Below are 18,341 nucleotides of genomic sequence, written 5' to 3' on the forward strand. Positions count from 1 at the left end.
AACGGCCAAGCATGGCTTCAGCGGAAGGCCGGACCACCGACCGGCGCGCCGTTGCTGCCACCATCGACGAAGATTTCGGTGCCGTTGACATTCGAGGCATCGTCAGAGGCCAGGAACAGCACGGTCTTCGCAATCTCGTCGGCTTCGCCCAGACGGCCGAGCGGGATGATGCCAGACAGGCGCTTTTCCAGCTGCGCCTTCGCCTCGGGTGTCGGCGCCGCGCCGTCCCAGATCGGCGTGCGGGTGGCGCCGGGCGAGACGACATTCACGCGGATGCCACGCGGCGCCAGTTCGGATGCCATCACGCGCGCCATTCCGCGCACGCCGGCCTTGCTGGCGGCATAGGCCGAAGAACCGGGCGAGCCGAGCTGCGACATCACCGAGCCGTTCAGGATGATCGAGGCGCCATCGTTGAGATGCGGTGCGGCGGCCTGCACGGTGAAGAACACGCCGGTGATGTTGGTGCGCAGGATCTGCTCGAAAACCTCGAGCTTGCTGCCACCGATGGGCGTGCTGCCCGGAATGCCGGCATTGGCGAACAGGATGTCGAGCTTGCCAAAGGCCTGCACGGCCGCCGCCACCGCCTGCTCGATGGCGGCGATGTCGGTGGCATCGGCCTGCAGGGCGATGGCATTGGGGCCCAGCTCTGTCAGCGCCGCGTCCAGGGTCGCCTTGTTGCGGCCGGTGATGGCGACGCGGGCGCCCGCGGCGATGAAAGCTTTGGCGGTGGCCAGGCCGATGCCGCTGTTGCCGCCGGTGATCAGCGCCGTCTTGCTCTTGAGCCTCATGGTGTTCTCCAGGGGGATATAAGTTTAATGATGAAACCACATGGACATCTCACCATACTGGTTTTATAATGCAACCACCGTGGAGCGCCGCCCGGTGACGGCGCGCACAAAACCCCGAGGAGCCACCATGAAGCGAACCAGCCTCGATGACGCGGATTGCCCGATTGCCCGGGCACTGGATGTGATCGGCGACTGGTGGTCGCTGCTGATCGTGCGCGATGCGTTTTTCGGCCTGCGCCGCTTTGGCGAATTCCAGAAAAGCCTCGGTCTGGCTAAAAACATCCTGACCGTGCGGCTGAAGAGCCTGGTCGCCAATGGCATCCTGGAGGCCGTGCCGGCTGCGGATGGCAGCGCCTACCGGGAGTATGTGCTGACGCCAAAGGGCCGCGCGCTGTTTCCGGTGCTGGTGGCGTTGCGGCAATGGGGCGCCAAACACCAGTTCCCCGACCAGCTCTGCAGAATCGAACTGATCGACCGTGAGAAGGGTGAACCGGTTCCGATGCTGGAACTGCGTGCCGCCGATGGCCGCCGGCTCACGCCCGCCGATACCATGATCCGAATCCGCACCTGAGCTTCGCTTTGATACTTATGTCGGGTAAAAAGCCCGTCAGGCCTCGTTTCTTTTGCGAGATGATCCGCTACAATACGCGTGGAGCGGGAGACAGGCTTTGGCGGATTCCTCGATCAATTTTCTCGACGACCGGGCCGACCGGCGCGACGACACACGGCCACCGGGCGGTGGCGGACCGACATCGGATCGCCGCAACTGGAAGGTCCTGATCGTCGATGACGAGCCCGACGTCCACTCGCTGACCAAGCTGCTGCTGCGTAATTTCAACTACCGCAAGCGCGGCCTGAATTTCCTCAGCGCCTATTCCGCCACCGAGGCGCGCGACGTGATGCGCGACAATCCCGACACCGCCCTGGTGCTGCTGGATGTGGTGATGGAAACCGAGCATGCCGGGCTGGCGCTGGTGGATTACATCCGCAACGACCTGGCCAACCGCTCGGCGCAGATCGTGATCCGCACCGGCCAGCCGGGCCAGGCGCCACCGCTGACCGTGGTGTCGAACCACGGCATCAACGACTACAAGGAAAAGACCGAGATCACGCAGCAGAGCATGATCCTCACCGTGGTGAAGGCGCTGCGGCTGTATGAGGAATTCCTGCCCAGCTATATCGCCGCCGCCAAATTCGCCCAGCTGGCCGAGCGCGCCAAGGCCGGCGCCGACGACCGCGAATTGCTGCGCAGCCTGCGCCATGAGCTGGACGGGCTGGATGACGCGACCCGGCCGCCGCCGGTGGCCGAGCCGGCCGATCCGCGCCTGGCCGCGCTGACCGATCGCGAGCGCGAGGTGCTGAAATGGGTCAGCCAGGGCGATTCCAACAAGGCCATCGCGATCCGGCTGGGCGTGCAGGAGGTGACCGTGAAGGCGCATCTGCGCCAGATCTTCACCAAGATGCAGGTGTTCAACCGCACCCAGGCGGCCTCCCTGGCGCTGCGGCTGCTGGAGCGCGACGGCGAGTTGCCCGTCCGTTAAACCGCCTGCGGCGCGGTGATCCACCCTGCCAGTGCTTGCGTATCAAATAGTGAACGTCGTCAGTCCCGGCGACCGCAGCAGATACAGCTTGGCATGCCGTCGCTTTCATCCCCTCCCGTGATCGTCTGGTTCCGCCAGGATCTGCGTCTGAACGACAACCCGGCCCTGGCCCAGGCGGCGGCCGCTGGCGCTGCCGTGATCCCGCTGTTCATCCTCGACACCAGCGCCACCGCCTGGCGCATGGGCGGCGCGACGCGCTGGTGGCTGCATCACAGCCTGGAACGGCTGGCGGCCGACCTGCAGCAGCGTTATGGCCTGACCCTGGTGCTGCGCCAGGGCGACCCGGCCACGGTGCTGCACAGCATCCTGCGCGAGACCGGCGCCACAGCCGTGCACTGGAACCGCTGCTACGAGCCCGCACTGGTGGCACGCGACACCGCGATCAAGGCCGCGCTGAAAACCGCCGGCGTGGCGGTGGAAACCCACAATGCCGCGCTGCTGTTCGAACCCTGGACGGTGAAGACCCAAGCCGGCGGCTGGTTCAAGGTGTTCTCGCCCTTCTGGCGGGCCTGCCGCGCCCTGCCCGCGCCGCCGGCACCGCAGCGCGCACCCAAGACAATTGCGCCCTGGCCACAGCCGATAGCGAGCGATGCGCTGGCCGACTGGACCCTGCTGCCGCGCAAGCCCGACTGGGCCGGCGGCCTGCGCGACAGTTGGACACCGGGCGAGGCCGGCGCCGCCGCACGGCTGCAGGCCTTCATCGACAGCGACCTGATCTACTATGCCGACGGGCGCGACCGGCCCGACATGAACGTGACCTCGCGGCTGTCGGCGCATCTGCGCTTTGGCGAGATCGGCCCGCGCCAGATCTGGCATGCGGTGCAGATGGCGCTCGGCCATAGCGGCCCGGCGCTCGGCCGCAACGCCGACAAATTCCTCACCGAGCTGGGCTGGCGCGAATTCTCCTATCACCTGCTGTTCCATTTCCCCGACCTGCCGCAGCAGAATTTCCGCGCCGACTTCGATGCCTTCCCGTGGCAGCCGCGGCCCGATTTCCTCACCGCCTGGCAAGGTGCGCGCACCGGCTATCCCATCGTCGATGCCGGCATGCGCCAGCTCTGGCATACCGGCTGGATGCACAACCGCGTACGCATGATCGCCGCCTCCTTCCTGATCAAGCACCTGCTGCAGGACTGGCGCCAGGGCGAGGCCTGGTTCTGGGACACGCTGGTGGATGCCGACCTCGCCAACAATGCGGCGAGCTGGCAATGGGTCGCCGGCTCTGGTGCCGATGCCGCCCCCTATTTCCGCATCTTCAATCCGATCCTGCAGGGCGAGAAATTCGATCCCGAGGGCCTCTATGTGCGGCACTGGCTGCCGGAACTGGCCCGGCTGCCGAACAAATATGTGCACAAGCCCTGGATGGCGCCGGATGCCGTGCTGAAGCAAGCCGGGCTGGTGCTGGGCCGCGACTACCCGCAGCCGCTGGTGGACCATGACACCGCCCGCAAGGCGGCACTGGCGGCCTTTGCCGCTTTACGCAATGATGCCAGGGAGGCAGCGGGGGCCGAATGACAACCACTCAGACAGAGCGGCGGCAACGTATCGCCGTGATCGGCGCCGGCATCGCTGGACTGGGCACCGCCTGGGCCCTGTCGAAGCACCATGACGTCACCGTCTTCGAGGCCAACGCCTACCCCGGCGGCCACAGCAACACGGTCGAGGTGGATTACGACGGCGTGCCGATCGCGGTGGATACCGGTTTCATCGTTTTCAACGACTGGAATTACCCCAACCTGCGCCGCCTGTTTGCCCATCTGGATGTCCCGGCAATCAAGAGCGACATGTCGTTTGCGGTGTCGGTCGGCCAGGGTGAACTGGAATGGAGCGGCAGCAGCCTTGCCACGCTGTTCGCGCAGAAGCGCAACCTGCTGAAGCCCGGCTTTCACCGCATGTGGCGCGATATCCTGCGCTTCAACAAGACCGCCGTTGCCGATCTTGCCGCCGGCCGGATGGCCGGGCTGAGCCTGGGTGACTATCTGGCGCGCGACCGCTACAGCGACAGCTTCATGCTCGACTATCTGCTGCCGATGGGGGCGGCGATCTGGTCGGCGCCGCTGGCCGACATGATGGCCTTCCCGGCCGAGACCTTTGCCAATTTCTTCAAGAACCACGGCCTGCTCAGCGTCAACGACCGGCCGCAATGGTACACAGTGAACGGCGGCAGCCGCGAATATGTGAAGCGCCTGCTGGCGGATGGCGATTTCACCCTGCATCTGCATACACCCGTGCATGCGGTGCGCCGCGAGGCGAATGGCGTCAGCGTTGTCACCGCCGGCCATGCAACGCATTTCGACCAGGCGGTGCTGGCCTGCCATGGCGACCAGGCCCTGCGCCTGCTCGATGATGGTGCGAGCGCAACCGAGCGCGACATCCTGTCGGCCTTCCGCTTCCAGCCCAACCGCGCCGTGCTGCATCGTGACATCGCGCAGATGCCGCAGCGCCGCAGCGTCTGGGCCAGCTGGAATTACCTGTCCGAGCCGCGCCGCGATCTGCAGCGCCGCGTCGGCCTCACCTACTGGATGAACCGGCTGCAATCCATCGACGAGCGGCGCCCGTTGTTCGTCACCATGAACCCGATTACCGAGCCGCGGCCCGATCTGGTGTTCGCCGAATTCGCCTACGACCATCCGCTGTTCGACCGCGCCGCCATCGACGCGCAGGCGCGGCTGCCCGAGATCCAGGGCCGGGACCGGCTGTGGTTCTGCGGCGCCTGGTGCAAATACGGTTTCCATGAAGACGGCTTCAGTGCCGGCCTGGCCGTGGCGCGCGCCCTGGGCGCGGAGCCCTTCACCGATGCCGCAATGCCGCAGCGGGACGCCGCCGAATGACGGACCATGCCCTCATCCCCCTGCCGGCTGCCAGCCTGTACTGGTGCCGCGTGGTGCATGAGCGCCTGCTGCCGTTCCGGCACAAGTTCACCTACCGGGTATTTTCTCTGCTGCTGGATATCGACCGGCTGACGGCACTGGCGGCCGGATCGCGGCTGTTCCGCTACAACCGCTTCGGCCTGGTCAGTTTCCACGACCGCGACCATGGCCCGCGCGACGGCACCGCCCTGCGCCCCTGGATCGAAGCGGCGCTGGCGCGGCAGAACCTGTCGGATGCCGCAGCCCATATCCGCGTGCTGTGCTTCCCGCGCCTGTTCGGCTATGTGTTCAACCCGCTCAGCGTGTTCTTCTGCTATGACGCGGCCCAGCGCCTGCGCGCCGTGTTGTATGAAGTGAAAAACACCTTCGGCGACCAGCATGGCTATCTGATCGAGGTGCCGCTGCGGAACAGCAGCGAGCCGGTCCTGCAGCAGAGCGTGGCCAAGCGCTTTCATGTCTCGCCTTTCCTGCCGCTGTCGGGCGATTACCATTTCCGCCTGCTGCCGCCGGGCGAAAAGATCGGCATCCTGATCCGGCAGACCGCCCCCGATGGTGCCGTGCAGCTGCTGGCGACGCAGACCGGCCGACGCGAAGACCTGACAGATCACAGTCTGTTGAAAGCCTTCATCCGGCATCCGCTTATGACCGTAAAAGTCATGGCCGGCATCCACTGGGAAGCGCTGCAATTGTGGCGCAAGGGTGCCGCCTTCTTCGGCTGGACGGCCCCCCCGCGCGAACCGGTGTCGGCGGGACAGCCGCTGGATGACAAGACGAACCGTGCGATGATGGAGCGTGACGCATGAGTGATGCCTATGCCCGGAACGAGCCGGCGCTGAACCGGGCCGCGGAAGTGGCAATGGATGCGGCCATCGACGCCGCCGCCGGTGTGATACGTTCCGCGCATCCCACGCATCCTCCAGCCGCCGAACCGATGCTGCTGAAATCGGCGCAGGATGCGCTGCGACTGCACAACGTGCCACGCTGGACCCGGCTGATGCTGTCGCTCGCCGCCCGCGTCAGCCATGGCAGCCTGACCATCACCCTTCCCGATGGGCGGGCCCTGCAGGCGCGCGGCCCGCATGGTGGCCCCGATGCGCGGCTTGATATCAACAATCATCAACTGGCCAAGCGCCTGCTGCTGGGTGGCAATCTGGCCGTCGGCGAAGCCTACCTCGATGGCGATTTCGACTGTCCGGACCTCGCGGCGCTGACCGAATGGGCCTGCCTGAACAGCGACCTGGACTCAACGCTGATGGGCAAGCCCTGGCTGCGCCTGCTGCGGCGCCTGGGCTTTGCCTTTGCCGCCAACAGCAAGCGCGGCAGCCGCCGTAACATCGCCTATCACTACGATCTCGGTAATGATTTCTACGGCGCGTGGCTTGATCCCTCGATGACCTATTCCGCCGCGTTGTGGCGGAACGAGACCGAGACGCTGGAACAGGCACAGCTGAACAAATATCGCCGGCTGGCCGGCGAGGTGCTGCAGATCAAGCCAGACCAGCGTGTGCTGGAAATCGGCTGCGGCTGGGGTGGCTTTGCCTGCCTGGCCGCGCAGGAATTCGGCGCCCGCGTGCATGCCATCACCATCAGCCGCGAACAGCATGACTATGCCCAACAGCGCGTGCAGCAGGCCGGGCTGAGCGACCGGGTGCAGATCGAGCTGCGCGACTATCGTGACCTGACCGGGCAGTATGACGCCGTCGCCTCCATCGAGATGATCGAGGCCGTGGGCGAGAAATACTGGCCGCGCTATTTCGGCCAGCTGCGCGACCGTCTGGTGCCACAGGGTCGCGCCGGCATCCAGGCCATCGTGATCGCCGACCAGTATTTCGAGGATTATCGCGGCACCATGGATTTCATCCAGGCGCATATCTTCCCCGGCGGCATGCTACTGTCGCCGGCGATGGTGCAGCGCCAGGCCGCCGGTGCCGGCCTGCAGATCGCTGATACTTTCAGCTTTGGCCGCGACTATGCCCGCACGCTGAACCTGTGGCACCAGAGCTTTGAGGCCGCCTGGCCACGCATCCGTGCGCTGGACAGCCGCAAGCTGGCTTTCGATGACCGCTTCCGCCGCATGTGGCGCTACTACCTCGCCTATTGCGAGGGTGGCTTCAATGCCGGCACCATCGATGTTCTGCAGTATGGCTTTACGCGCACGGCTTAACCGCCGGCGGATCAGATGCCGGTGAATCAGATGCCGCTGAATCAGATACCTGTGAAGCGGCGCACCAGCGGAAAATACAGGCTGTAGGGCAGCAGCCGCAGCGTCTTGAGGATATAGGCGAAGCGGCGCGGGAAAGTGATCTCGAAATCGCCGCCGGTTTCCAGCGCCTGCCAAAGCCGCTCGGCCGCCACATCGACATCCATCAGGAACGGCATCGGGAACGGGTTGCGGTCAGTCAGCGGCGTGCGCACAAAGCCCGGTGAAATCAGCCGCACGATGATGCCCTTGCCGTCGAGATCGAGCTTCAATGCCTCGGCCATGTTGATCAGGGCCGCCTTGCTGGCGCCATACCCTGCGGCCGATGGCAGGCCGCCATAGCCGGCCAGCGAGGCATTGATCGCCACCATGCCACTATTGCGCGCCAGGAAGCCCGGCAGCACGGCATCCAGACTGTTGGCCACCGTCATCACATTGCTGTCGAGCAGCATGCGCACATCATCGGCCTGGAACCGCGTGCCCGGCGTCGGCTTGTGCGTACCGGCATTCAGCACGGCCAGCCGGATCGGCCCAAGCTCCGCCTCGATGCGGGCGATCACGGCGCGCGTGGCGGCCAGATCGGTGAGGTCGGCGGCAAAGGCATGGAACCGTCCGCCGGCGCCACGGGCCTCCGCCGGCAGACTGGCAAGGGTTTCCAGCCGCCGGGCCGTGCCGGCGACAATGGCGCCAGCCCGCAGGTAGCGCAACGCCAGTGCGCGGCCGATGCCCGAGCCTGCGCCCGTGATCCAGACCGCGCCGGTTCTGGTGTTGCCTCCTGTCATTGCAGCAGATACTCGATTTTCGACCCGTCCTTGGCCGGGAATGCGGTTTTCACCCAGCGGCCATCGCGGCCATACCACAGGGTGAGATCGACCTCGCCGGTCACATCGTACCGGTATGCCGGCAAGTCGCTGGTGGCGACGCTGGCCATTTCAAGCTGTGACGGCTTGACGACCAGATCGAGGCGACGGCCATTCTGGCTATCCATGATGGTGGCACGCTGCACGAAGTCGCTGCGCCAGTAGCTGGTCGGCATGGTGTCGGCCGGCAGCATGCCCTTGAAGCGCGAGCCATCCACCTGCAGACCGGCCGCCGCAGCGGTGGCGTTGAGGTATTCGGCATCGCCGTCATTGTCAGTGGTGGATTTCAGGCTGACCAGGCGGTCACCTTCCCAGATTTCGTGCGAGTCATGGATGTAGCGATACAGCGTCAGCACGCCAGCAACCGTGACCCGCAGCCGGATATCGACATTCACATCGGTGCGCTCGCCGTTGCGCCGGATGGTAACAATGTGATGGCCGATCGGCGTGCCGTTGCGCAGCACCTGGAAATTGCGGCTCTCGATCTGTTCGGCCTGCGCCGTCAGCGGCAAAGCCAACAGCAGCAGTGTACAAGCTATGCGGAGAATCTGGCCCATTGACTCAGCACCCACCCAAATGACCCGCTGAAGCGCAGCGGCGCGTCGGTGACGGCAAGGCAAATGCAAGGCTGATCCAACATGGCCAGCGGGCGATGCTCCACGCTGCCATCGGCGATCTCGACATCGCCACGCCGGAAGGCGCCGGCAGCGTCGGTATAGCCGCCGCTCAGCACCAGGGTCATTTCTTCGCCGCGATGGGTATGCATCGGCAGGCCGGCACCGGGCGCCACCCTGAGCAGACTGACCATGCCGCCGCGCGGCTTGCGCATCGGCAGGGCATAGGATTGCAGCCCGGCGCCGCTCCAGCGCCACGGGATGGTATCGATGCTGCGGTTCAGATAGCTGCGCAGTGGCACGGGCAGAAGATCGTCGGTCGCCGCCTGGGGCGCCGGTGCGGCCGGCTCCTGCGGCCCCAACCGGGCGGCGACGGCGGCAAAGCCGCTGGCCTTGACCGGCTGCGGCGCGATGTCTTCCAGCATGGCGCCGGCGGTGGCCTCGATGGCGGCCAGCTCGCGCCGGCAATGCGGGCAGAAGGTCAGGTGGCAGGCGGTTACCAGCGACCATTGTTCCGGCAGCGTGCCGCTGGCGTAATCCAACAGCAACTCGGCCGGAATATGATGTTCCGGTGCCCGGATAGAATCGGAGCTGGGGGCCAAATCGGTCACAACCATGGTCTTTGCGAAATCCTGTGCTCTGGACTACACGGTGTTGTACGTGTCTGCTTGCAATTTGGATCAATCCCCGGACCGGTCAAGCCTGCCACCCATGGTGTATTTCTTCTACGGCACGCTGTGCGATGCGGATGTGCGGCGCCTGATTCTGGGCTACCGGCCCAGCCCCCGCCAGCTGCACCCGGCCCGGTTGCCGGGCTTCTGCCGCAAACGGGCGCGCGGGCGCAGCTATCCGGTGCTGGTGCGGGCCCCCGGCGGGCTGGTGGACGGCCTGCTGTTCCGGCCGCGGCCCGGCGATGCCGGCCGCTTGGCCGCCTATGAGGGACCGGAATACCGGACCCGCACCCTGCCGGTCTGCCGTCGCGGCAGCCCCGGCGCCATCCCCGCCACCCGCCCGGCCCGTGCCCGGGTGTTCCTGCCGGCCGGTGCCACCCTGCCGGCCTCCTTCGATGACTGGCAGCTGTGCCGCTGGCAACGCCGCGACAAGGCTGCCTTCCTCCGCACCCTCCACCACCAGGGCCCGATGCCATGCGCAAGGCGTTAGACACCAGCAACCAGCCCTACCCGGTGGAGGTGGTGCGCCATGACCGGGTCTTCGACGGCCATCTCAAGGTGGACGAACTGCATCTGCGTCACGGCCTGTTCCGCGGCGGCATGAGCGGCCTGATCAGTCGCGAGGTGGTGGGGCGCGGCGATGCCGTCTGTGTCGTGCCCTATGATCCGAAGCGCGATGAAGTGGTGCTGGCCGAGCAATTCCGCACCTCCGCCCTGCTGAATGGCGACCGCGCCTGGATGATCGAGGTGGTGGCCGGCCTGATCGAGGATGGCGAGAGCCTGGAGGACGTGGCCCGCCGCGAGATGAAGGAAGAAAGCGGCCTCGACCCGATCGGGCCGCTGATCTTCATCAACACGGTCTATGCCACGCCCGGCTTCTGCTCCGAGCGCTATCACCTGTTCTGCGCGCCAGTCGACGCGGCGCTGGCCGGCGGCCTGCACGGCCTCGCCAACGAGAATGAGGAAATCCGGGTTTTCGCCCTGCCGTTTACCGAGGCCTTTGCCCGCTGGGAAGCCGGGGAAATCCCCAACCCGCCCGCCTCGTTCAGCCTGCTATGGCTGGCGCTGCATCGCGAAAAGCTGCGCCGCAGCTGGGCCGATCCGCGCGGGTTGCGACCCTAACCCCCCCTCGGTATAGGATTAGGCCGGGAGGGCGCTATATCGGCCCGACCTCCCTGAGACCGAGAGCGTTATGGACATCCGCAAAGACTTTATCGACAGCATCGGGCGCACGCCGCTGATCCGCCTGCGCCGCGCCTCCGAGGCCACCGGCTGCGACATTTACGGCAAGGCCGAGTTCATGAATCCCGGCGGCTCTGTAAAGGACCGCGCGGCACTGTACATCGTGCAGGATGCGCTCAAGCGCGGAAGCTTGCGCAAGGGCGGCACCATCGTCGAAGGCACCGCCGGCAATACCGGCATCGGCCTCGCCCTGGTGGGCAATGCGCTGGGCTTCAAGACCGTGATCGTGATGCCCGAGACCCAGAGCCAGGAGAAGAAGGACTTCCTGCGCCTGTGCGGCGCCGACCTGCGGCTGGTGCCGGCCGTGCCCTACAAGGATCCGAACAATTACGTGAAATATTCCGGCCGCCTGGCGGAGGAACTGGCGAAGACCGAACCGAACGGCGCGATCTGGGCCAACCAGTTCGACAATGTCGCCAACCGCGAAGCGCATTACCACACCACCGGCCCGGAAATCTGGGAGCAGACCGGCGGCAAGATCGACGGCTTCACCTGCGCGGTCGGCTCCGGCGGCACGCTGGCCGGCATCCTGATGGCGCTGAAGGAGCGCAATCCGCAGGTGCAGGTGGCGCTGGCCGATCCGATGGGCGCCGCGCTGTATCACTATTACAAGCATGGCGAACTGAAGGCCGAGGGCAGCTCGATCACCGAAGGCATCGGCCAGGGCCGCATCACCGCCAACCTGGAAGGCATCACGCCCGACGACGCCTTCCAGATTCCCGACGAGGAAGCCCTGCCGGTGGTGTTCGACCTGATCCAGCATGAAGGCCTGGTGCTGGGCGGCTCCAGCGGCATCAACATCGCCGCCGCCATCCGCCTCGCCAAAAAGATGGGTCCGGGCCACACCATCGTCACCATCCTGTGCGACGGTGGCGCGCGCTATCAGAGCAAGATGTTCAATCCGGAATTCCTGCGGTCGAAGAACCTGCCGGTTCCGCCCTGGATGAGTTGAGCCCCATGACCAGCTTCCTGTTCCGCGACGACGCCTACCTGCCCGCCTGCGATGCCATCGTGACGGCAATCGACGAGCGTGGCTTCCAGACCGATGCATCGGTGTTCTATCCGATGGGCGGCGGCCAGCCGGGCGATATCGGCCGCTTCCTGCTGGACAGCGGCGAGGCGGTGGAGATCGCCGATACGCGCAAGGGCGACGGCCCCGACGGCATCATTCATGTGCCGGCCGGCGGCTCGGCGGCGCTCAAAGTCGGCGCGAAGGGCAAGCTGGAACTCGACTGGGCGCGGCGCCACCGCCTGATGCGCATGCATACATGCCTGCATCTCCTCTCCGTGCTGGTGCCCTTCCCCGTCACCGGCGGCCAGGTCAGCGACGGCAAGGGCCGCCTCGATTTCGACATGGCCGACAGCATCCCCGACAAGGATACGCTGACGGCGAAGCTGAACGAGCTGATCGCCGCCGATCATGCGGTGAGCGCGCGCTGGATCACCGATGAAGAACTGCTGTCGAGTCCCGACCTGGTCAAGACCATGGCGGTGAAGCCGCCGATGGGCCTGGGCAAGGTGCGCCTGATCGAGATCGCCGGGCTGGACAGGCCGCTGGATCTGCAGGCCTGCGGCGGCACCCATGTGAAGCAGACCGGTGAGATCGGCCCGGTGGCTGTCGTCAAGATCGAGAACAAGGGCAAGCAGAACCGGCGCGTGAATATCGCCTTCGCCGCTTAAAAAATTCCAGGGAGTGACTCCATGTCGTCGTATGTGAATCCGGATGCGCTGGTCTCGACCGAATGGCTGGCCGAACACCTGAAGGCGCCTGACCTGCGCATTGTCGATGCCTCCTGGTATCTGCCCACCATGAGCCGCAACGGCCGGCAGGAATATGCCGATGCGCATATCCCCGGCGCGGTGTATTTCGATATCGACGAAATCGCCGATACCGATGTGCCGCTGCCGCATATGCTGCCCAGCCCGGAAAAATTCGCCGCCCGCATGCGCCGCCTTGGCATCGGCGATGGCAATCGCATCGTGGTCTATGACGGCTCGGACGTGCATCTGTCGGCGCCGCGTGCCTGGTGGATGTTCCGCGTTTTCGGCCATAACGATGTCGCCGTGCTGAATGGCGGCTTCAAGAAATGGAAGGCCGAAGGCCGCCCGGTGGAAGACCTGCCGCCGCTGCCGCGCGAGCGCCACTTCACCGCGCGCCGCAACGATCTTCTGGTGCGCGATGTCGACCAGATGCGCGCCAACATGACCCATCCGCGCGAACAGGTGGTGGATGCGCGCAGCAAGGGCCGCTTCGACGGCACCGAGCCGGAGCCGCGCATCGGCCTGCGCGGCGGCCATATTCCCGGTTCGCTGAACGTGCCCTCCTCGCTGCTGACCGATCCGAAGACCGGCCTGTTCCAGTCGGCCGATGCGCTGAAGGACATCTTCACCAAGGCCGGCATCGACCTGAACAAGCCGGTGGTGAACAGCTGCGGCTCGGGTGTCTCGGCCTGCATCCTCACGCTCGGCATGCATCTGCTCGGCCATCGCCAGGTGTCCGTCTATGACGGCTCCTGGACCGAATGGGGCGGTCGCGCCGACCTGCCGGCCGAAGTGGCCTGAGGCGCCACTTGGCCGAGGCCCGCGACAATCACAACGAGACGGTCGCCGCGGCCATCTTCCGCATGCCGCCGGCCGAGCTGCTGGATGACGGCCGCTACAATGTCACCGTCGTCTATCTGGAAATGACCAAGGCGCCGCCCGAAAGCGCCAACCTGCCGCCACTGGTCCCCAAGCTGGCGCTGCTGCGGCTCGACAAGCCGACCACCGGCTTCTACCGCTATCTCTACGATGCGGTCGGCAAAGCCTGGCACTGGGTCGATCGCCACCGCATGAGCGATCTGGTGCTGGGCAACATCATCAGCGATCCCCTGGTGGAAATCTGGGTGCCCTATGTGGGTGGCGTGCCGGCCGGCTATATCGAACTCGACCGGCGCACCATCGACCATGACGAGCGCAAGACCGTCAACATCGCCTATTTCGGCCTGACACCGGAGTTCTTCGGCCGTGGTATCGGGCCATGGCTGTTGCGTGCCGGCATCCGGCAGGCCTGGTCCTATGGCATCGACCGGCTGACCGTGAACACCTGCAATCTCGACCATCCGGCGGCGCTGCCGCTGTACCAGAAATGCGGCTTCCGGCCGTATCAGACGCGCGAGGCGCTGTTCGATCCCCGACGCTGAAGCCCTTTGTATTTCCGCGTCGCCCCGGGCCTGCCCCGGGGCGATGCGGAACACTCAGCCCGGACTGCGCAGTTTCGGCTCGCGATCCCAGATGCGGTGCTGCTTGGCCGCCGCAATGAAAGCTTTCACGTCGCTGCTGCCTTCCAGCATCACCACGCCGTCATCCGCCTCCACGCCGGCCTTGGCCAGCAGCGGCTCGGCCGCCGCGACACTGCCGATGGCCTTCAGATGGCTGAAGGCATCATGCACCCAGGCGACAGCGCCGGCTTCGCGTACCAGCGCCCGCACGCCATCTGCCGATGGCAGCAGCACCACGGCATCAAACAGCACCGAGGGACCGCCAGAGATGGTGTGATGCGGCGGCAGCATCTTACCATCGCTGAGCTTCGCACCGCCGATCTTCGGCGCCACGATCTCGACCACCGCGCCTTCACCATCGGCGGCCTTCTGTATCGCGGCAAGCAGTTTCGCATCGGTGCCATCGGTGATCAGCACGCCGATCTTGCGCCCCTTGATGGTGGGAGACGCCTTGGCGATCAGGCTGAGCGCCGGCGACGGCTGCATGGTTCTGGCCGGCACGGCGGGCGTCAGGGCATCCGCCTGGCCCTCCATGCCCAACGCGGCTTCGACACCGGCACAGAGATCGGTGTGGACCAGCTTCAGCCGGCCCAGCATGCGGGTGCGGATCGCGATGGTCTCCACCTTGGCCAGTTCAAAGGCAAACGCGCTGACGATGTGGGTCTGCTCCGGCTTGGTCATCGACAGCCAGAACAGCCGCGCATGGCTGTAATGATCAGCGAAGCTTTCGGGCCGCTGGCGCAGCTTTCCGCCCTCGGCCGGCTCCGGGAAGGTATTGAAACCGGCGGTGGGGTGCTCACGCGGGCTGTCCGGATCGAGGCTATTGGGCTCATAGTTGACCCGCCCCTGCGGCACGGCCATGCGGTGAATGCCATCGCGCTGGAAATTACGCATCGGGCAAACCGGCCGGTTGATCGGGATCTCGTGGAAATTCGGGCCGCCGAGCCGGCTGAGCTGGGTGTCGGTGTACGAGAACAGCCGTCCCTGCAGCAACGGATCATTGGTGAAATCGATGCCGGGCACCACATGCCCGGGATGGAAGGCAACCTGCTCGGTCTCGGCGAAGAAATTGTCCGGATTGCGGTCAAGTACCAGCTTGCCGATCATCTCCAGCGGCACGATCTCTTCCGGAATCACCTTGGTGGGATCAAGTACATCGAAGTCGAACTTGTCGGCGGTCTTTTCATCGAAGGCCTGGATGCCCAGTTCGAATTCCGGAAAATCGCCGATATCAATGGCGTTCCACAGATCGCGGCGATGGAAGTCGTAATCGGCACCGGCCAGCTTCACGGCTTCGTCCCAGATCAATGAGACTGCACCGATGGTGGGGCGCCAATGGAATTTCACGAAGGTGGATTTGCCCTTCTCATTGATGAAGCGGAAGGTATGTACGCCAAAGCCTTCCATCATGCGGTAGCTGCGCGGAATGCCGCGATCCGACATCGCCCACATCAGCATATGGGTGCTTTCCGGCATCAGCGACACGAAATCCCAAAAGGTGTCATGCGCAGAGGCCGCCTGCGGGAAAGCGCGGTCTGGCTCCATTTTCACTGAATGCACCAGATCGGGAAACTTCATCGCATCCTGGATGAAAAATACCGGGATGTTGTTGCCCACCAGGTCGAAATTGCCTTCCGAGGTATAGAACTTCACCGCGAAGCCGCGCACGTCGCGCACGGTGTCGGCCGAACCGGCACCGCCGGCCACGGTGGAGAAGCGCACGAAGACCTTGGTTTTTTCACCGGGATCGCGCAGGAAGGCGGCCTTGGTCAGGCGGCCGAGATCCTTGTAGGGCTGGAAATAGCCATGCGCCGCACTGCCACGGGCGTGAACAATCCGCTCCGGAATACGCTCATGATCGAAATGGGTGATTTTCTCGCGGAGGATAAAGTCCTCCAGCAGGGTTGGGCCGCGGGCGCCGCTTTTCAGCGAGTTCTGGTTATCGGCGATCACCGTGCCCTGATTGGTGGTCAGGCGATTGTCGTCGCCGTCTGCCTGCTGGTGCGTCTCTCCGCCCTTGCCGGTTACGGTCTTTGTCTTGTTGTTGGGCGCAGTCTTCTTCGCGTCTCGCGGCGTCTTGGCCATGTCCATCCCTCGCTGGTTTTCTGGAGCTATTCCAAAAGACATGACGGAGATGAAAGTTCCGACTGCGACGCCTGCCTTGCTTCAGCAAGCACAGCTTGGCAGTTCAGACCTGCTTTTTGATGCGATCGTAGTGTCGCCGTGCCTTCGCGCGGTTGCCGCAGCTTTCCATCGAACACCAGCGGCGGCGTTTGTTCGGACTGGTGTCATGAAACAGCCAGCCGCAATCAGGACCGGCGCAGCAGCGGATGCTGTTCGGCGCCGCCGTCACCAGCAGATCAGCGCCGAGCCGGGCGATGGCACCCAGTGGCGAACCCAGCTCAAGTCCCTCGCCATGCGTCTTCCAACCCAGTCGTGAGCCGGAAGCCGCAATGACACGGCCTTCCGGATAGCGCAGCAGAATGCGGTTCAGGACTTCGAGATCGGCGGGCTTTGCCGTCTTGCCCTGCCGGGCGGCCTGGGCCAGGCGATACAGCGCCTCGCGCAGCGCGATGGCCTCCTGCAGCACAGCATTGGCCTGCGCGGCCCTGGCGGCGGCCATGCGCTCCAGCTCGGCCTGGGTCGGCGCACCGATGACACCGAGACGCCGGCACCAGGCCAGCAGCGCGCCATAACTGACCAGCATGTCTTCCGGCCCGCCATCAGCCATGGGACGGTCACGCCAGTCCAGCGTGTTGACGAAATCGAGCGCCGGATGACCGCCATGCAGCCCGGCGGCAAGGATGCGGAGAGCCACTGCCATATAACCACCATACCGGTTGACTGGCCGCACGCCAATCCCTAGCTTCCGGCCATGGATTCGCTGCCCGACAAACCGGAACCGGCCAAATTCACCCGCGAAGGCGTGTGGCACGGCATGAAGCTGACCACGCCCTACAGCCTGAGCGCCCTGCCCTTTGGCATCGCTTTCGGCGCCGCGGCACTGGGCACCACGCTCTCTCCCGCTGAAGCCATTCTGATGAGCGTGATCACCTTTGCCGGCAGCGCGCAGTTCGCCGTGCTGGGCCTGTGGGGCGTGCCGCTGCCGGTGGCCGCCATCGTGCTGACCAGCTTCCTGGTCAATGCCCGCCATATCGTCATGGGCGCGGCGCTGTATCCCTATCTCGGCAGCCTGCCACGCCGCTGGCTGTACCCGATCTCGGCCGGCATGACCGATGCCGGCTGGGCCATCACGCTGCAGGCGATGATGAATGGCCGCCGCGATCTCGGCATCCTGCTCGGCACCATCATCATGCAATGGCCGGTCTGGGTCGGCGGTACCGCGCTCGGCGCGCTGGTGGGCAGCGGCGGCCTCGATGTAAAGCGCTGGGGCCTGGATGTACTGATCGCCGGCGTGTTCGCCACCTCAGTGGTCGGGCTGTATCGTGGCCGCAGCGACATCCTGCCCTGGGTTGCCGCCGTGGCCGGCACCCTGGCTGCCCTGCTCTGGCTGCCCGGCAACTGGTACATCCTGATCGGCGGCCTCTGCGCCGGCATGGCCGGGCTGTGGAGCAGCCGCAATGAGTAGCTTCATCGCCTTTGACAGTGTGGCGGTCATTGCCATCGCCGGCATGGCGCTGGCCACACTGCTGACCCGCGTCGGCGGCTTCTGGCTCATGAGCTATGTCACCCTGTCGCCGCGGCTGGAGCGCTTTCTGCGCCATACCGCCGGCGGCGTGCTGGTCGCCATCGTGACGGCCGCCGCCATGAAGGGCGATCCCGCCATGTGGGCAGGCCTTGCCGCCGCCATCGGTGTCATGCTGATGCTGCGCAAATCGATGACCGCCATCCTGATCGGCATGGCCATCGCCATCGGCATACGGTTACTCGGACTTTTTCCGGCATGAAGCCAAAGCCGCTGTTGCTGCAGGCCGTGACCGCTGCCGACCGTCATCAGGCGGTGACAGCCGCCTGCGACAGGCTCGCTACCCACAGCGGCTGGGTCGTGGATGCACATTTCTACTCCAACAAAGCGGCGACAATCCGCTTCATGATCCCGACAGCCGCGTTGACCAACTGGCTCGACGATCTGCGAAAAGCCGGGTTATGCGTTGATGAACCAGCCCCACCTGCGCAGGACAAGGCAGAAGAGATCTCCGGCAGCCTGGCGATCACCTTCATTCACGACGAGCCGGATCTGGCGCGCGAGATTCCCAGCATTCCGGGTTAAGCGG

General features: G+C 65.3%; 21 protein-coding genes. 15 read left to right on the forward strand and 6 right to left on the reverse strand.

Going from position 1 to position 18,341, the window contains the following annotated elements; genetic code table 11:
* Positions 1 to 17 precede the first annotated feature (17 nt).
* On the reverse strand, positions 18 to 788 hold the full coding sequence (locus AAG821_RS11630; protein WP_341912475.1) for an SDR family oxidoreductase: 771 nt from the start codon (positions 786 to 788) through the stop codon (positions 18 to 20).
* A gap of 127 nt (positions 789 to 915) precedes the next feature.
* Here AAG821_RS11630 and AAG821_RS11635 point away from each other — a divergent pair, with 127 nt between their 5' ends.
* The 6 genes from AAG821_RS11635 to AAG821_RS11660 all read left to right on the forward strand — a co-directional run bounded on the left by AAG821_RS11635 (position 916) and on the right by AAG821_RS11660 (position 7,423).
* A complete protein-coding gene (locus tag AAG821_RS11635) occupies positions 916 to 1,359 on the forward strand; it encodes a helix-turn-helix domain-containing protein (protein WP_341912473.1) in 444 nt (147 codons plus the stop codon).
* A gap of 97 nt (positions 1,360 to 1,456) precedes the next feature.
* The gene (locus AAG821_RS11640) at positions 1,457 to 2,329 is read left to right on the forward strand and encodes a response regulator transcription factor (protein ID WP_341912471.1); all 873 of its coding nucleotides are present in this window, start codon (positions 1,457 to 1,459) and stop codon (positions 2,327 to 2,329) included.
* Positions 2,330 to 2,422: 93 nt separating this feature from the next.
* On the forward strand, positions 2,423 to 3,904 hold the full coding sequence (locus tag AAG821_RS11645) for a deoxyribodipyrimidine photo-lyase (protein WP_341912469.1): 1,482 nt from the start codon (positions 2,423 to 2,425) through the stop codon (positions 3,902 to 3,904).
* Positions 3,901 to 5,220: an FAD-dependent oxidoreductase gene (locus AAG821_RS11650; RefSeq protein WP_341912468.1), complete on the forward strand. Its 1,320-nt coding sequence runs from the start codon at positions 3,901 to 3,903 to the stop codon at positions 5,218 to 5,220. The genes AAG821_RS11645 and AAG821_RS11650 overlap by 4 nt, the downstream gene beginning before the upstream one ends.
* The gene (locus AAG821_RS11655; RefSeq protein ID WP_341912466.1) at positions 5,217 to 6,062 is read left to right on the forward strand and encodes a DUF1365 domain-containing protein; all 846 of its coding nucleotides are present in this window, start codon (positions 5,217 to 5,219) and stop codon (positions 6,060 to 6,062) included. Before AAG821_RS11650 ends, AAG821_RS11655 begins: the two co-directional genes overlap by 4 nt.
* Positions 6,059 to 7,423: a cyclopropane-fatty-acyl-phospholipid synthase family protein gene (locus AAG821_RS11660; protein ID WP_341912464.1), complete on the forward strand. Its 1,365-nt coding sequence runs from the start codon at positions 6,059 to 6,061 to the stop codon at positions 7,421 to 7,423. The genes AAG821_RS11655 and AAG821_RS11660 overlap by 4 nt, the downstream gene beginning before the upstream one ends.
* A gap of 41 nt (positions 7,424 to 7,464) precedes the next feature.
* Here AAG821_RS11660 and AAG821_RS11665 read toward each other — a convergent pair whose 3' ends face one another.
* The 3 genes from AAG821_RS11665 to AAG821_RS11675 are packed head-to-tail and all read right to left on the reverse strand — an operon-like array spanning position 7,465 to position 9,550.
* Positions 7,465 to 8,241, reverse strand: coding sequence for an SDR family NAD(P)-dependent oxidoreductase (locus AAG821_RS11665; RefSeq protein ID WP_341912462.1), 777 nt, complete (start codon positions 8,239 to 8,241; stop codon positions 7,465 to 7,467).
* Positions 8,238 to 8,876 (reverse strand): DUF6134 family protein, encoded by a 639-nt coding sequence (locus AAG821_RS11670; RefSeq protein WP_341912460.1) that lies wholly within the window; start codon positions 8,874 to 8,876, stop codon positions 8,238 to 8,240. The genes AAG821_RS11665 and AAG821_RS11670 overlap by 4 nt, the downstream gene beginning before the upstream one ends.
* Positions 8,855 to 9,550 carry a ChrR family anti-sigma-E factor gene (locus tag AAG821_RS11675; protein WP_341912459.1) on the reverse strand — a complete coding sequence of 232 codons (696 nt, stop codon included), beginning with the start codon at positions 9,548 to 9,550 and terminating at the stop codon, positions 8,855 to 8,857. Before AAG821_RS11675 ends, AAG821_RS11670 begins: the two co-directional genes overlap by 22 nt.
* A 94-nt stretch (positions 9,551 to 9,644) precedes the next feature.
* On the opposite strand from AAG821_RS11675, the gene AAG821_RS11680 reads away from it, so the two are divergent.
* From AAG821_RS11680 to AAG821_RS11705, 6 genes are all read left to right on the forward strand, one after another.
* Complete coding sequence (locus AAG821_RS11680) at positions 9,645 to 10,094, forward strand: gamma-glutamylcyclotransferase family protein (RefSeq protein ID WP_341912458.1); 450 nt, start codon at positions 9,645 to 9,647, stop codon at positions 10,092 to 10,094.
* Complete coding sequence (locus AAG821_RS11685) at positions 10,079 to 10,726, forward strand: NUDIX domain-containing protein (RefSeq protein ID WP_341912456.1); 648 nt, start codon at positions 10,079 to 10,081, stop codon at positions 10,724 to 10,726. Before AAG821_RS11680 ends, AAG821_RS11685 begins: the two co-directional genes overlap by 16 nt.
* A 70-nt stretch (positions 10,727 to 10,796) precedes the next feature.
* On the forward strand, positions 10,797 to 11,798 hold the full coding sequence (locus tag AAG821_RS11690; protein ID WP_341912455.1) for a cysteine synthase A: 1,002 nt from the start codon (positions 10,797 to 10,799) through the stop codon (positions 11,796 to 11,798).
* Positions 11,799 to 11,803: 5 nt separating this feature from the next.
* Positions 11,804 to 12,526 carry an alanyl-tRNA editing protein gene (locus AAG821_RS11695; RefSeq protein ID WP_341912453.1) on the forward strand — a complete coding sequence of 241 codons (723 nt, stop codon included), beginning with the start codon at positions 11,804 to 11,806 and terminating at the stop codon, positions 12,524 to 12,526.
* A 21-nt stretch (positions 12,527 to 12,547) separates the two neighbouring features.
* Positions 12,548 to 13,408, forward strand: a complete 861-nt coding sequence (gene sseA / locus AAG821_RS11700) for a 3-mercaptopyruvate sulfurtransferase (RefSeq protein ID WP_341912451.1) — start codon at positions 12,548 to 12,550, stop codon at positions 13,406 to 13,408.
* An 8-nt stretch (positions 13,409 to 13,416) separates the two neighbouring features.
* Positions 13,417 to 14,028, forward strand: a complete 612-nt coding sequence (locus AAG821_RS11705) for a GNAT family N-acetyltransferase (RefSeq protein WP_341912449.1) — start codon at positions 13,417 to 13,419, stop codon at positions 14,026 to 14,028.
* Positions 14,029 to 14,082: 54 nt separating this feature from the next.
* Here AAG821_RS11705 and AAG821_RS11710 read toward each other — a convergent pair whose 3' ends face one another.
* Together AAG821_RS11710 and AAG821_RS11715 are read right to left on the reverse strand one after the other, a co-directional pair.
* Positions 14,083 to 16,191: a catalase gene (locus AAG821_RS11710; protein WP_341912447.1), complete on the reverse strand. Its 2,109-nt coding sequence runs from the start codon at positions 16,189 to 16,191 to the stop codon at positions 14,083 to 14,085.
* Positions 16,192 to 16,294: 103 nt separating this feature from the next.
* On the reverse strand, positions 16,295 to 16,930 hold the full coding sequence (locus tag AAG821_RS11715) for an ABATE domain-containing protein (protein WP_341912445.1): 636 nt from the start codon (positions 16,928 to 16,930) through the stop codon (positions 16,295 to 16,297).
* 51 nt (positions 16,931 to 16,981) lie between these two features.
* On the opposite strand from AAG821_RS11715, the gene AAG821_RS11720 reads away from it, so the two are divergent.
* From AAG821_RS11720 to AAG821_RS11730, 3 genes are read left to right on the forward strand one after another with little or no spacing between them, the layout of a single operon-like run.
* Entirely contained in the window at positions 16,982 to 17,695 is a 714-nt protein-coding gene (locus AAG821_RS11720; RefSeq protein ID WP_341912443.1) for an AzlC family ABC transporter permease, read from the forward strand.
* A complete protein-coding gene (locus AAG821_RS11725; RefSeq protein ID WP_341912441.1) occupies positions 17,688 to 18,014 on the forward strand; it encodes an AzlD domain-containing protein in 327 nt (108 codons plus the stop codon). Before AAG821_RS11720 ends, AAG821_RS11725 begins: the two co-directional genes overlap by 8 nt.
* The gene (locus tag AAG821_RS11730; protein WP_341912439.1) at positions 18,011 to 18,337 is read left to right on the forward strand and encodes a hypothetical protein; all 327 of its coding nucleotides are present in this window, start codon (positions 18,011 to 18,013) and stop codon (positions 18,335 to 18,337) included. The genes AAG821_RS11725 and AAG821_RS11730 overlap by 4 nt, the downstream gene beginning before the upstream one ends.
* The last annotated feature ends 4 nt before the right edge of the window (positions 18,338 to 18,341 follow it).

Origin of the sequence: Ferrovibrio terrae (genome assembly GCF_943372915.1) — a bacterium.
Taxonomy (GTDB): Bacteria; Pseudomonadota; Alphaproteobacteria; order Ferrovibrionales; family Ferrovibrionaceae; genus Ferrovibrio; species Ferrovibrio terrae_A.

Bases quoted from the DNA above. Each gene is read 5' to 3' on its own strand.
- AAG821_RS11630 (WP_341912475.1), bottom strand. From the start codon at position 788: ATGAGGCTCAAGAGCAAGACGGCGCTGATCACCGGCGGCAACAGCGGC.
- AAG821_RS11635 (WP_341912473.1), top strand. From the start codon at position 916: ATGAAGCGAACCAGCCTCGATGACGCGGATTGCCCGATTGCCCGGGCA.
- AAG821_RS11645 (WP_341912469.1), top strand. From the start codon at position 2,423: ATGCCGTCGCTTTCATCCCCTCCCGTGATCGTCTGGTTCCGCCAGGAT.
- AAG821_RS11650 (WP_341912468.1), top strand. From the start codon at position 3,901: ATGACAACCACTCAGACAGAGCGGCGGCAACGTATCGCCGTGATCGGC.
- AAG821_RS11655 (WP_341912466.1), top strand. From the start codon at position 5,217: ATGACGGACCATGCCCTCATCCCCCTGCCGGCTGCCAGCCTGTACTGG.
- AAG821_RS11660 (WP_341912464.1), top strand. From the start codon at position 6,059: ATGAGTGATGCCTATGCCCGGAACGAGCCGGCGCTGAACCGGGCCGCG.
- AAG821_RS11665 (WP_341912462.1), bottom strand. From the start codon at position 8,241: ATGACAGGAGGCAACACCAGAACCGGCGCGGTCTGGATCACGGGCGCA.
- AAG821_RS11670 (WP_341912460.1), bottom strand. From the start codon at position 8,876: ATGGGCCAGATTCTCCGCATAGCTTGTACACTGCTGCTGTTGGCTTTG.
- AAG821_RS11675 (WP_341912459.1), bottom strand. From the start codon at position 9,550: ATGGTTGTGACCGATTTGGCCCCCAGCTCCGATTCTATCCGGGCACCG.
- AAG821_RS11680 (WP_341912458.1), top strand. From the start codon at position 9,645: ATGGTGTATTTCTTCTACGGCACGCTGTGCGATGCGGATGTGCGGCGC.
- AAG821_RS11685 (WP_341912456.1), top strand. From the start codon at position 10,079: ATGCGCAAGGCGTTAGACACCAGCAACCAGCCCTACCCGGTGGAGGTG.
- AAG821_RS11690 (WP_341912455.1), top strand. From the start codon at position 10,797: ATGGACATCCGCAAAGACTTTATCGACAGCATCGGGCGCACGCCGCTG.
- AAG821_RS11695 (WP_341912453.1), top strand. From the start codon at position 11,804: ATGACCAGCTTCCTGTTCCGCGACGACGCCTACCTGCCCGCCTGCGAT.
- sseA (WP_341912451.1), top strand. From the start codon at position 12,548: ATGTCGTCGTATGTGAATCCGGATGCGCTGGTCTCGACCGAATGGCTG.
- AAG821_RS11710 (WP_341912447.1), bottom strand. From the start codon at position 16,191: ATGGCCAAGACGCCGCGAGACGCGAAGAAGACTGCGCCCAACAACAAG.
- AAG821_RS11715 (WP_341912445.1), bottom strand. From the start codon at position 16,930: ATGGCAGTGGCTCTCCGCATCCTTGCCGCCGGGCTGCATGGCGGTCAT.
- AAG821_RS11720 (WP_341912443.1), top strand. From the start codon at position 16,982: ATGGATTCGCTGCCCGACAAACCGGAACCGGCCAAATTCACCCGCGAA.
- AAG821_RS11725 (WP_341912441.1), top strand. From the start codon at position 17,688: ATGAGTAGCTTCATCGCCTTTGACAGTGTGGCGGTCATTGCCATCGCC.
- AAG821_RS11730 (WP_341912439.1), top strand. From the start codon at position 18,011: ATGAAGCCAAAGCCGCTGTTGCTGCAGGCCGTGACCGCTGCCGACCGT.